At 68.4% G+C, this 12,666-nt stretch carries 13 protein-coding genes; all 13 read left to right on the top strand.

The window, feature by feature from the left end; genetic code table 11:
• The first annotated feature begins 128 nt into the window (after nt 1-128).
• Nucleotides 129-2,195, top strand: a complete 2,067-nt coding sequence (gene rho / locus G6N19_RS02800) for a transcription termination factor Rho (RefSeq protein ID WP_193465712.1) — start codon at nt 129-131, stop codon at nt 2,193-2,195.
• Nucleotides 2,196-2,358: 163 nt separating this feature from the next.
• On the top strand, nt 2,359-2,601 hold the full coding sequence (gene rpmE, locus G6N19_RS02795; RefSeq protein WP_013828238.1) for a 50S ribosomal protein L31: 243 nt from the start codon (nt 2,359-2,361) through the stop codon (nt 2,599-2,601).
• A 72-nt stretch (nt 2,602-2,673) separates the two neighbouring features.
• The gene (prfA, locus tag G6N19_RS02790; RefSeq protein WP_193465711.1) at nt 2,674-3,750 is read left to right on the top strand and encodes a peptide chain release factor 1; all 1,077 of its coding nucleotides are present in this window, start codon (nt 2,674-2,676) and stop codon (nt 3,748-3,750) included.
• Between the two features lie 65 nt (nt 3,751-3,815).
• Nucleotides 3,816-4,676 carry a peptide chain release factor N(5)-glutamine methyltransferase gene (gene prmC / locus G6N19_RS02785; protein ID WP_232062643.1) on the top strand — a complete coding sequence of 287 codons (861 nt, stop codon included), beginning with the start codon at nt 3,816-3,818 and terminating at the stop codon, nt 4,674-4,676.
• Nucleotides 4,673-5,332, top strand: a complete 660-nt coding sequence (locus G6N19_RS02780; RefSeq protein WP_013828241.1) for an L-threonylcarbamoyladenylate synthase — start codon at nt 4,673-4,675, stop codon at nt 5,330-5,332. The genes prmC and G6N19_RS02780 overlap by 4 nt, the downstream gene beginning before the upstream one ends.
• A complete protein-coding gene (locus tag G6N19_RS02775) occupies nt 5,329-6,507 on the top strand; it encodes a glycosyltransferase family 4 protein (RefSeq protein ID WP_013828242.1) in 1,179 nt (392 codons plus the stop codon). The genes G6N19_RS02780 and G6N19_RS02775 overlap by 4 nt, the downstream gene beginning before the upstream one ends.
• A 115-nt stretch (nt 6,508-6,622) precedes the next feature.
• On the top strand, nt 6,623-7,078 hold the full coding sequence (locus G6N19_RS02770; protein ID WP_013828243.1) for an ATP synthase subunit I: 456 nt from the start codon (nt 6,623-6,625) through the stop codon (nt 7,076-7,078).
• A gap of 2 nt (nt 7,079-7,080) precedes the next feature.
• Entirely contained in the window at nt 7,081-7,839 is a 759-nt protein-coding gene (atpB, locus tag G6N19_RS02765) for a F0F1 ATP synthase subunit A (RefSeq protein ID WP_013828244.1), read from the top strand.
• A gap of 68 nt (nt 7,840-7,907) precedes the next feature.
• A complete protein-coding gene (locus tag G6N19_RS02760) occupies nt 7,908-8,153 on the top strand; it encodes a F0F1 ATP synthase subunit C (RefSeq protein ID WP_011893196.1) in 246 nt (81 codons plus the stop codon).
• A gap of 9 nt (nt 8,154-8,162) precedes the next feature.
• Complete coding sequence (locus G6N19_RS02755; protein ID WP_013828245.1) at nt 8,163-8,696, top strand: F0F1 ATP synthase subunit B; 534 nt, start codon at nt 8,163-8,165, stop codon at nt 8,694-8,696.
• A gap of 8 nt (nt 8,697-8,704) precedes the next feature.
• Nucleotides 8,705-10,039, top strand: coding sequence for a F0F1 ATP synthase subunit B/delta (locus G6N19_RS02750; protein WP_193465709.1), 1,335 nt, complete (start codon nt 8,705-8,707; stop codon nt 10,037-10,039).
• A gap of 46 nt (nt 10,040-10,085) precedes the next feature.
• Nucleotides 10,086-11,735 (top strand): F0F1 ATP synthase subunit alpha, encoded by a 1,650-nt coding sequence (atpA, locus tag G6N19_RS02745; protein WP_193465708.1) that lies wholly within the window; start codon nt 10,086-10,088, stop codon nt 11,733-11,735.
• Between the two features lie 7 nt (nt 11,736-11,742).
• Nucleotides 11,743-12,666 carry a F0F1 ATP synthase subunit gamma gene (locus G6N19_RS02740; RefSeq protein ID WP_193465707.1) on the top strand — a complete coding sequence of 308 codons (924 nt, stop codon included), beginning with the start codon at nt 11,743-11,745 and terminating at the stop codon, nt 12,664-12,666.

Raw genomic sequence — 12,666 nt, 5'->3', positions numbered from 1 at the left:
CTCGCGATTTGACGCTGTCGATACGGGTATCACCGTTAAAACAGTCGACGGTGACACGCACTCGGCGGTTCCGCTGGATGCACCCAACCCCTCGCGTGACAAAACCGACGAGGGAAGAAAGGAAATCCGTGACCGAAACGGACCTCTTCACGGCTGAAGGCAGCACCGGACAGGCTTCGCTGTCGACCTCCCAGAGCGACTCCCCGACCTCGAGTCAGGGCGCTTCGGAGGCCTCCGGTGCCAGCACGCCGGCCGCCGGCGACGACACCGCAGTGTCCGCCCCCGAAGCCAGCTCGACGCCCGCCACCAGCGACTCCGCGCCCGCCGCGACACCCGACAACGGTGCTGCGACCGCTGCGGAACCGTCGTTGTCGGCGATGGTGTTGCCCGAGCTGCGCGCGCTGGCCAACCGCGTCGGCGTCAAAGGCGCCTCCGGGATGCGCAAGAGCGAGCTGATCGCCGCGATCCGCGAAGTCGGCGGCAACGGCGGCAACCAAGGTAGCGGCGGCAATGGGGGTGGCGGCGGCGACGCTGCCGAGACGCCCGCCGCCGAGGCGCCCGCGAACGGGGCCGCCGTCGGCGACGAGCCCGCCCAACCCGAGGCCACCGACGCCGGCGAGGCCACCGAGGCGCCGCCTCGTCGTGAACGGCGCGGCGCCAGCCGCGCGACCGGCGCACCTGCTGCCGACGGGGAAGACCAGGACAAAGGCGAGCCCCGCAAGCAGGGTGAGGCCAGCAAGCAGGGTGAGGCCAGCAAGCAGGGCGACGGCAACAAGCAGGACAAGCCCGACGAGAAGGCCGAGCAGACCGGTGGCCGCCGCGACGGCGCCAAGTCCGACGACGCCGCTGGGGGCAAAGGCGATCAGGCCAAAGGCGATCAGGCCAAGGGCGATCAGGCCAAGGGCGACGAGCAGAACCGCGGCCAGCAGGGCCAGCAGAACGGCGATGACGACGATGGGCGCGGTGGCCGGCGTGGCCGCCGGTTCCGGGACCGGCGGCGCCGGGGCGAACGCGGCGGCGAAGGCGGCGACACCGAGCTGCGCGAGGACGACGTCGTCCAGCCGGTGGCCGGCATCCTCGACGTGCTGGACAACTACGCGTTCGTGCGCACCTCCGGCTACCTGGCCGGCCCGAACGACGTCTATGTCTCGATGAACATGGTCCGCAAGAATGGGCTGCGCCGCGGCGACGCGGTGACCGGCGCCGTGCGGGTGCCCCGCGACGGCGAGCAGCCCAACCAGCGGCAGAAGTTCAACCCGCTGGTGCGGTTGGACTCCGTCAACGGCGGACCCGTCGAGGACGCCAAGAAGCGCCCCGAATTCTCCAAGCTGACCCCGCTGTACCCCAACCAGCGGCTGCGTTTGGAGACGTCGACGGAGAAGCTGACCACCCGTGTCATCGACCTGATCATGCCGATCGGCAAGGGGCAGCGCGCGCTGATCGTGTCGCCGCCCAAGGCCGGTAAGACCACGATCATGCAGGACATCGCCAACGCGATCACCCGCAACAACCCGGAGTGCCACCTGATGGTGGTGCTGGTCGACGAGCGGCCCGAGGAAGTCACCGACATGCAGCGCTCGGTCAAGGGTGAGGTCATCGCCTCCACCTTCGACCGGCCGCCGTCGGACCACACCCAGGCCGCCGAACTGGCCATCGAGCGGGCCAAGCGCCTGGTCGAGCAGGGCAAGGACGTCGTGGTGCTGCTCGACTCGATCACCCGGCTGGGGCGGGCCTACAACAACGCCTCCCCGGCGTCGGGCCGCATCCTGTCCGGTGGTGTGGACTCCACCGCGCTCTACCCGCCCAAGCGGTTCCTGGGCGCCGCGCGCAACATCGAGGACGGCGGCTCGCTGACCATCATCGCCACCGCGATGGTCGAGACCGGGTCCACCGGTGACACGGTGATCTTCGAGGAGTTCAAGGGCACCGGCAACGCCGAGCTCAAGCTGGACCGCAAGATCGCCGAGCGCCGGGTGTTCCCGGCCGTCGACGTCAACCCGTCCGGCACCCGCAAGGACGAGCTGCTGCTCTCGCCGGACGAGTTCGCGATCGTGCACAAGCTGCGCCGGTTGCTGTCGGGCCTGGACTCGCATCAGGCCATCGACCTGCTCATGAGCCAGCTGCGCAAGACCAAGAACAACTACGAGTTCCTGGTCCAGGTCTCCAAGACCACGCCGGGAATGGACAACGACTGACCGGGGGACCCCGGCCCGCGGGCCGGGGTCGCGGAATGCGCACGACCCTCCCGGCGTTTTGGGGGAGCGCCAGCGCAGCTGGCATAATCGAACACCTCAGGTTCCGGTTCACGTCCAGCCCACGGGCGGGGCGACCCGGCGACCCACGATCGAAGAGGACACCATGAAAACTGGCATTCACCCGACCTACGGCGAGACCACCGTGGTCTGCGGTTGCGGCAACAGCTTCACCACCCGCAGCACCAAGGAGAGCGGCCACATCGTGGTCGAGGTCTGCTCGCAGTGCCACCCGTTCTACACCGGCAAGCAGAAGATCCTGGACAGCGGCGGCCGGGTCGCCCGCTTCGAGAAGCGCTACGGCAAGCGCAAGGCCGCAGCCGACGCAGCCGAAGCCGCCGACAAGTAGCTTCCTCACCGACGCCCGGAACGTGCCAGCACGTCGCCCGGGCGTCGGCTTGCGTTCGGGGATGGAGGTGAGATGACCCGCAGCATGCAGGCGATCGATGCCCTGCTGGCCGAACACGCCGCGCTGGAAACTCAGCTCGCCGACCCCGAACTGCACAACGATCCGGTCGAGGCCCGCCGGGCCGGCCGCCGGTTCGCCCAGTTGGCGCCGATCATCGCCACCCACCGCAAGCTCGAGTCGGCCCGCGGTGACCTGGAAGCCGCTCGCGAGCTCGCCGCCGACGACGCGTCGTTCGCCGCGGAGGTGCCGGAGCTCGAAGCCCGCGTCGCCGAACTGGACACCACGCTCACCGACATGCTCGCGCCGCGCGACCCCCACGACGCCGACGACATCGTGCTCGAGGTCAAATCCGGCGAGGGCGGCGAGGAGTCGGCGCTGTTCGCCGCCGACCTGGCCCGGATGTACATCCGCTACGCAGAGCGCCACGGCTGGAAGGTGACGGTGCTCGACGAGACCACGTCGGATCTCGGCGGCTACAAGGACGCCACGATTACCATCGCCAGCAAGGGCGACAGCGCCGACGGTGTGTGGTCGAAGATGAAGTTCGAGGGCGGCGTGCACCGGGTCCAACGCGTGCCGGTCACCGAATCCCAGGGCCGCGTGCACACCTCGGCGGCCGGGGTGCTGGTCTACCCCGAACCCGAAGAGGTCGCCGAAGTGGCCATCGACGAGTCGGACCTGCGTGTCGACGTCTACCGGTCCTCCGGCAAGGGCGGCCAGGGCGTCAACACCACCGACTCCGCGGTGCGCCTCACCCACCTGCCGACCGGGATCGTCGTGACGTGTCAGAACGAGCGGTCCCAGCTGCAGAACAAGGCCCGCGCACTGCAGGTGCTGGCGGCCCGGCTGCAGGCACTCGCCGAGGAACAGGCACAGGCCGACGCCTCGGCCGACCGGGCCAGCCAGATCCGTACCGTGGACCGCAGCGAGCGCATCCGCACCTACAACTTCCCGGAGAACCGGATCACCGACCACCGCATCGGCTACAAGGCGCACAACCTCGACCAGGTTCTCGACGGGGACCTCGACGCGATGTTCGACGCGCTGGCCGCCGCCGACAAAGAAACCCGGTTGCAGGGGACGTCGTGAGTCTGGCTCCGGTGACGATGCAGTGGGGGTGCCCCCAGGCGCGTAGCGGCGAGGGGGACGAAGCGATGAGGAGGAGCCGGAGGATCCGGATGCGCGACGCGATCGACTCCGCTGCCGCGCTTTTCGTCGATGCCGGAATCGATTCGGCCCGCTACGACGCCGAAGAACTCGCCGCTCATGCCGCCGGTACGCAACGCGGCCGGCTGGCACTGCTGGACCCACCCGATGACGAGTTCTTCGGGCGCTACCGGGAACTGGTCGCCGCCCGCAGTTCCCGGGTCCCGTTGCAGCACCTGATCGGGACCGCCGCGTTCGGCCCGGAGACGCTGCAGGTCGGTCCCGGCGTGTTCATCCCGCGGCCGGAAACCGAGGCGATGCTCGAATGGGCGCTGGCGCAACCACTTCGGCTGCGCCCGGTGATCGTCGACGCCTGTACCGGCTCCGGTGCACTGGCGGTTGCATTGTCCCGCGCACGTCCCGGCGCCCGAGTGCTCGCGGTCGACGACTCCGAGCCGGCACTGAACTACGCCCGGCGCAACTGTGCGGGCACGCCGGTGGAGTTGCTCCGCGCCGACGTCACCACCCCGGGTGTGCTCTCGGAACTCTACGGCCAAGTCGACCTGGTGATCGCCAACCCGCCCTACATCCCCGAGGGTGCGGACCTGGACCCCGAAGTGGCCCAGCATGACCCGTCGCACGCGCTGTTCGGCGGCCCGGACGGCATGTCGGTGATCGCCCCGCTGACCGTGCTGGCCGCCCGCCTGCTGCGCCCCGGCGGCCTGTTCGCCGTCGAGCACGACGACACCACGTCGGCGGCGACGGTCGCAATCGTGCGCGGCACCGGTTGTTTCGACGACGTGGTAGCCAGATCGGACCTGGCGGGACGGCCACGGTTTGTGACGGCGGTCAGGAACGATCAACGATGACAGAGGTTTTCGACTGCGCCGACGCTGCCCAACGGGCCGCGGGGATCGCCGCGGCGATCGACGCCGTCCGTGGCGGCCGACTGGCGGTGCTGCCCACCGACACCGTCTACGGCGTCGGTGCCGACGCCTTCAACGTCGCCGGGGTGACCGCGCTGCTGGCGGCCAAACGGCGCGGCCGCGACATGCCGGTGGGTGTGCTGGTCGGCTCGTGGAACTCCATCGACGGGCTGGCCCTGGTGGTCCCCGATACCGCCCGCGAGCTGATCCGCGCGTTCTGGCCGGGCGCGCTCAGCGTGATCGTCAACCAGGCGCCGTCACTGCAGTGGGACCTCGGTGACGCCCGCGGCACCGTCATGGTGCGCATGCCGCTGCACCCGGTGGCCCTGGAAGTGCTCACCGCCGTGGGCCCCATGGCGGTGTCCAGCGCCAACATCTCCGGTGGCGCGCCGGCCGTCGACGCCGCAGCAGCGCACCGGCAACTCGGCGAGACCGTGGATGTCTACCTCGACGCGGGCCCCGCCGAACAGGGCGCAGCCTCCACGATCGTCGACCTGACCGGACCCGCACCGCGCATCGTGCGGACCGGCCCGGTCTCGGCCGAGCAGATCGGCGCGGTGCTGGGGCAGGACCCGGCGGCGCTGACGGGGGCGCCGTGACCAGCCTGCTGGCGCTGGCCGACCGTGGTGCCGGGGTACCGCTGCGAGAACTCGCGCTGGTCGGCTTGACCGCCGCGATCATCACCTACTTCACCACCGGGCCGGTCCGCTGGCTGGCCACCCGGATCGGTGCGGTCGCCTACCCGCGCGAACGCGACGTGCATGTGCAGCCGACCCCGCGGATGGGCGGGCTGGCGATGTACGTCGGCATCGTCGCCGCGATCTTCCTGGCATCGCAGCTGCCCGCGCTGACCCGTGGCTTCGTCTACTCCACCGGCATGCCGGCGGTGGTGCTGGCTGGCGGGGTGATCATGGGCATCGGCCTGCTCGACGACAAATGGGGCCTGGACGCGCTGACCAAGTTCGCCGGCCAGATCACCGCCGCCAGCGTGCTGGTCACCATGGGTGTCGCGTGGAGTGTGCTCTACATCCCGATCGGCGGCGTCGGCACGGTCGTGCTCGATCAGGTGTCATCGATCCTGCTGACCCTGGCGCTGACGGTCTCGATCGTCAACGCGATGAACTTCGTGGACGGGCTCGACGGCTTGGCCGCCGGCCTCGGATTGATCACCGCGCTGGCGATCTGCATGTTCTCGGTCGGCGTGCTGCAGGACCACGGTGGCGATGTGCTGTTCTACCCGCCCGCGTTGATCTCGGTGGTGCTGGCCGGGGCCTGCCTGGGATTTCTGCCACACAATTTCAGCCCCGCGAAGATCTTCATGGGCGACTCGGGGTCAATGCTGATCGGCTTGATGCTGGCCGCGGCGTCGACCACCGCCGCCGGCCCGATCTCGCAAACCGCCTACGGCGCCCGCGACGTCTTCGGGCTGCTGGCACCGTTCCTGCTGGTGGCGGCCGTGGTCTGCGTACCCGCGCTGGATGTGCTGCTGGCGATCATCCGCCGCACCCGCGCCGGACGCAGCCCGTTCAGCCCGGACAAGATGCATCTGCACCACCGGCTGCTGCAGATCGGTCACACCGAGCGGCGCGTGGTGCTGCTGATCTACTTGTGGACGGCGATCGTCGCTTTCGGCGCGGCCGGAACCATCTTCTTCGACCCGCGCTACACCGGGGCGGTGATGCTGGGTGCGATGCTCATCGCGATTGTCGTTACGCTCATCCCGCTGCTGCGTCGCGGTGACGGACTCGAGGACAGCCCCTACGACACGCGGTAGTAGCACCGTCTAAGATGGTGTTGTAGGTGGTTCCGCGGCGCGATCGGGCATCCGATACGCTCGGCGGGCAACTTCACGACAGTGATGCAGAGCAAGTCGAGATTGGGGTGAGGCGGTGACGACACCAGCGCAGGACGCGCCGTTGGTGTTGCCGTCGGTGGTATTCCAGCCGATTCGGCTGCTGCTCATTTGCATCGCGCTGACTGCGGTGGCGACGTTGGCCGCGGCCGGGCTCGGTCATGTGATGTTCGGGGCGTTCTTCGGCTTCGGACTGGCCCTCGGATTGGTCAACGCGCTGCTGATTCGCCGCTCGGTTCAGTCGATCACCGCCCAAGACCACCCGCTGAAATCGAAGATGGCCATGAACTCCGCGACCCGCCTGCTGGTCATCACGGTCGTCGGTCTGGTCGTCGCCTACCTGTTCCGCCCCCAGGGCCTGGGTGTGCTGTTCGGGCTGGCACTGTTCGAGGTTCTCTTGGTGGCTACCACCGCACTGCCGGTGATGAAGAAGCTGCGCAGTGAGGCAGCGACCGGCTCAGATGCTCTTGGCACGGAAGGGACTGCACAGTAGCGATGATCGAGACCACCCTGGCCGAGGCCGCGATCGAAGTCGGCCACCACGAGACCGCCGTCTGGCCGGTGCTCGGGACCGTCAACATCGACACGATCACGTCCAGCGCGATCGCCGCTGTGGTCGTCATCGCGTTGGCGTTCTATCTGCGGGCCAAGGTCACCTCGACCGGGGTTCCCGGCGGTGTCCAGTTGTTCTTCGAGGCGATCACCGTTCAGATGCGCAACCAGATCGAGGGTGCGATCGGCATGCGGATCGCACCGTTCGTGTTGCCGCTGGCGGTGACGATCTTCGTGTTCATCCTGGTGTCCAACTGGATGGGCGTGTTCCCCGTGCAGTACTCGGATGCCTCCGGAACCAAGGAACTATTCGCCCCGCCGGCCTCCGACATCAACTACGTGTTGGCGTTGGCCATGTTCGTGTTCTTCTGCTACCACCTGGCCGGGTTCTGGCGCCGTGGCTTCCTGGGCCACCCGTGGCGGGTGCTCAAGGGGCACGTGGCCATCCTGGCTCCGATCAACCTGGTCGAGGAGATCGCCAAGCCGGTTTCGCTGTCGCTGCGACTTTTCGGCAACATCTTCGCCGGCGGCATCCTGGTCGCCCTGATCGCGATGTTCCCGCCCTACATCATGTGGGCGCCCAACGCGATATGGAAAGCGTTCGACTTGTTCGTCGGCCTGATCCAGGCCTTCATCTTCGCGCTGCTGACCATCTTGTACTTCGCGCAGGCGATGGAGATGGACGAACATGCAGACCACTAGTAACCAGCAAGCCTGACACCACCAACAAAGACCTGGTAGAGAACTACCAGCTAGCAAGGAGGAAAAGTATGGACCCCACAATCGCGGCCGGCGCCCTCATCGGCGGTGGCCTCATCATGGCCGGTGGCGCGATCGGTGCCGGTATCGGTGACGGCATCGCGGGTAACGCGCTGATCTCCGGAATCGCCCGGCAGCCCGAGGCGCAGGGCCGGCTGTTCACCCCGTTCTTCATCACCGTCGGTCTGGTCGAGGCGGCCTACTTCATCAACCTGGCGTTCATGGCGCTGTTCGTCTTCGCCACCCCGGTCGGTTAGTCCGCTCCTATGGGTGACATGAGCGTCGTCGTCCTGGCCGCGACCCGCCAGGTCGCCGCGGGAGCTGAGGAAGGCGAGAGCGCCAACTTCCTGCTCCCCAACGGCACCTTCTTCGTCGTTCTGGGCATTTTCTTGGTCGTGCTCGGCGTGATCGGCACCTTCGTGGTGCCGCCGATCATGAGGGTGTTGCGGGAACGCGACAACATGGTCACCAAGACTCTCGCCGACAACCGGGAGTCAGCCGAGCAGTTCGCGGCCGCCGACGCCGACTACGAGAAGCAGATGGCGGCCGCGCGACTGGAGGCTACGACGGTGCGCGACGAGGCTCGGGCGGAGGGCCGCAAGGCCATTGACGAGCAGCGGTCGGCGGCGGAGGCGGAGGTGGCCACGACGTTGCAGGCCGCCACCGAGCAACTCAAGCAGGAAGGCGATGCGGTGAGTGAGCAGTTGCAGGCCCGGGTGGCGACCCTGTCAGCCACGCTGGCCGGTCGGATTCTCGGCGTCGAGGCCGAGACACTCTCCGCGGCGAACACGGGGCGGTAGCAACAAAGATGTCGACATTCATCGGGCAGCTGGTCGGCTTTGCCGTCATCGTCTGGCTGCTGGTCAAGTTCGTGGTTCCGCCGGTGCGCCGATTGATGGCGGACCAGCAGGAGTCGGTGCGTCGGCAGTTGGAGGAGGCCGCTGCGGCCGCCGCCCGGCTGACCGAGGCCGGCCAGGCGCACGCCACCGCGATCGCCAACGCTGAGACCGAGTCGCAGCGGGTGACCGCCGAAGCCCGCACCGACGCTGAGCGGATCGCTGAGCAACTGCGCGGACAGGCCGGCGTCGAAGCGGAGCGCGTCAAGTCCGCCGGCGGCCAGCAGGTGGGTCTGATGCGTGCGCAGCTGATTCGCGAACTGCGTGCCGGCCTCGGGGCCGAAGCGGTCCAGCGGGCGGCCGAGCTGGTTCGCGACCACGTCGCCGACCCGCAACGCCAGGCCGCAACCGTCGACCGGTTCCTCGACGAACTCGACGCGATGGCGCCGAAGTCGGTCGAGGTCGAGTCACCGATCCTGGCCCGCATGCGCTCGGCCAGCCGGGAGGCGCTGGCGGGCCTGCTCGACAAGTTCGACAAGGTGGCAGGCGGCCTCGATGAGCAGGGCCTGTCCGCACTGGCCGGCGACTTGACCGCGGTAGCCGACGTGCTGGGGCGCGAGACCGTGGTGACGCGGCACCTGACGGTGCCGACCGAAGACCCCGCTCCGAAGGTTCGCCTGGTGCAGCGGCTGTTCTCCGGCAAGATCGGTGATCCGGCCCTGACGCTGGTCTCCGACGCCGCCTCGGCCCGCTGGTCCAACGATGGCGACCTCATCGCGGCGGCCGAACACGTTGCGCGGCAGGCGCTGCTGCTGTCTGCCGAACGCGCGGACAGCCTCGACGAGGTGGAGGACCAGCTGTTCCGGTTCTCCCGCATCCTCGACGCGCAACCCCGCCTGGATGTCCTGCTCAGCGACACCGTCACACCGGCCGCCGGCCGGGTCGGGCTGCTGCGCAACATCATCGGCGGTGGCAGCGCCAATTCGGTCACGACGGCGCTGCTGGAGCAGACCGTCCAGCTGCTGCGCGGCCAGGCCGCGCACCAGGCGGTCACCGAACTCGCCCAGATCGCGGTGGCACGTCGCGGCGAGGTGGTGGCGCACGTCGGTGCTGCCGCCGAACTCAGCGACGCGCAGCGCACCCGGCTGAACACGGTACTGAGCCGGATCTACAACCACCCGGTGCGTGTGCAGGTCGGCGTCGACCCCGAACTGCTGGGCGGATTGGCGATCTCGGTCGGCGACGAGGTGATCGACGGCACGCTTTCGTCCCGCCTGGCCGCCGCAAAGACGCAATTGCCCGACTGACCCAGACCTAGATCCATCACCGAAGAAGGCAGGAAGACGAGAAGCCATGGCAGAGTTGACAATCTCCTCTGACGACATTCAGGGGGCGATCGAGGAGTACGTGAGCTCCTTCAGCGCCGAGACCTCCCGCGAAGAGGTCGGCACCGTTATCGACGCCGGTGACGGCATCGCACACGTCGAGGGCCTGCCTTCGGTGATGACCCAGGAGCTGCTCGAGTTCCCCGGCGGGGTGTTGGGCGTGGCCCTGAACCTCGACGAGCACAGCGTCGGCACGGTGATCCTGGGCGACTTCGAGCACATCGAGCAGGGCCAGCAGGTCAAGCGGACCGGCGAGGTGCTCTCGGTGCCGGTCGGCGACGGCTTCCTCGGACGCGTGGTCAACCCGCTCGGCCAGCCCATCGACGCCCGCGGTGAGATCGAGTCCGAGACGCGGCGGCCGCTGGAGATGCAGGCTCCCTCGGTGGTGCAGCGCCAGAGCGTGTCCGAGCCGCTGCAGACCGGGGTCAAGGCCGTCGACGCCATGACGCCGATCGGCCGCGGCCAGCGCCAGCTCATCATCGGCGACCGCAAGACCGGCAAGACCGCGCTCTGCGTCGACACGATCCTCAACCAGCGTCAGAACTGGGAGACCGGCGACCCCAAGCAGCAGGTCCGCTGCGTGTACGTCGCGATTGGCCAGAAGGGCACCACCATCGCCAGCGTGCGCCGCGCGCTGGAAGAGGGCGGCGCCATGGACTACACCACGATCGTCGCCGCCCCGGCGTCGGACTCCGCCGGCTTCAAATGGCTGGCGCCCTACACCGGTTCGGCGATCGCCCAGCACTGGATGTACCAGGGCAAGCACGTGCTGATCGTGTTCGACGACCTGACCAAGCAGGCCGAGGCCTACCGTGCCATCTCGCTGCTGCTGCGCCGTCCGCCGGGCCGCGAGGCCTACCCGGGTGACGTGTTCTACCTGCACTCCCGGCTGCTGGAGCGTTGCGCCAAGCTCTCCGACGAGCTCGGCGGTGGTTCGCTGACCGGCCTGCCGATCATCGAGACCAAGGCCAACGACATCTCGGCCTACATCCCGACCAACGTCATCTCGATCACCGACGGCCAGTGCTTCCTGGAGAGCGACCTGTTCAACCAGGGTGTGCGCCCGGCCATCAACGTCGGTGTGTCGGTGTCCCGAGTCGGTGGTGCCGCGCAGATCAAGGCCATGAAGGAGGTGGCCGGCTCGCTGCGGCTGGACCTGTCGCAATACCGCGAGCTGGAGGCCTTCGCGGCCTTCGCCTCCGACCTGGACGCCACCAGCAAGGCGCAGCTGGACCGCGGTGCCCGCCTGGTGGAGCTGCTCAAGCAGCCGCAGTTCGCGCCGATGCCCGTCGAGGAGCAGGTGGTCTCGATCTTCCTGGGCACCGAGGGGCACCTGGACTCGGTGCCGGTCGAGGACGTGGGCCGCTTCGAAAGCGAGTTGCTCGACCACATCCGGGCCTCCGAGGCCGAGCTGCTGAGCGGGATCCGCGAGTCCAAGAAGCTCTCGGATGAGGCCAGCGAGAAGCTGGTCGAGGTCATCAACCAGTTCAAGAAGGGCTTCGCGGCCACCGACGGCAGCTCGGTGGTGCCCGACGAACGCGTTGAGGCGCTCGACGAGGACAAGCTCGGCAAGGAAGCGGTGCAGGTCCGCCGGGCCGCGCCGGCGAAGAAGAAGTAGCTCCGCTATGGCAGCCACACTTCGGGAACTACGCGGGCGAATCCGCTCTGCCGGGTCGATCAAGAAGATCACCAAGGCCCAGGAGCTGATCGCCACCTCGCGTATCGGCCGGGCGCAGGCCCGGCTCGAAACGGCGCGGCCGTACGCCGACGAGATCACCCGGATGCTCACGACATTGGCTGCCGAGGCGGCCCTGGATCACCCCCTGCTGGTCGAGCGCGACGAGCGCACGCGGGCGGGAGTGCTGGTGGTGTCGAGTGACCGCGGTCTGTGTGGCGGCTATAACGCCAACGTCTTCCGTCGCGCCGAGGAGCTGTTCGCGCTGCTGCGCTCGGAGGGCAAGGAGCCGGTCCTGTACGTCGTGGGCCGAAAGGCACTGGCCTACTACACGTTCCGGAACTGGGACATCACCGACTCGTGGACCGGTTTCTCCGAGCAGCCGACGTACGAGAACGCCGCTGAGATCGCTTCGACGCTGGTCGACGCGTTCATGTCCGGAGTCGACGACGACGGCCACGACCCGGGTGCCGACGGGGTGCTCGGCGTCGACGAGTTGCATGTTGTGGCAACGGACTTCCGCTCGATGCTGTCGCAGTCGGCCGAAGCTCGCCGGATCGCTCCGATGCTGGTGGAGTACGTCGGCGAGGAGAGCGGTCCTCGGACGCTGTACTCGTTCGAGCCGGACGCCACCACGCTGTTCGACTCGCTGCTGCCGCGGTATCTGACCACCCGCGTGTACGCGGCGCTGCTGGACTCGGCGGCATCGGAGCTGGCCTCGCGCCAGCGCGCAATGAAGTCGGCGACCGACAACGCCGACGACTTGATCAAGGCGTTGACACTGGAGGCCAACCGCGAGCGCCAGGCCCAGATCACCCAGGAAATCAGCGAAATCGTCGGTGGTGCGAACGCCCTCGCCGACGCCGCCCGGTAA

The organism is Mycobacterium novum (assembly GCF_010726505.1).
Taxonomy (GTDB): domain Bacteria; phylum Actinomycetota; class Actinomycetes; order Mycobacteriales; family Mycobacteriaceae; genus Mycobacterium; species Mycobacterium algericum.
This window is presented reverse-complemented; position numbering and strand designations above follow the sequence as displayed.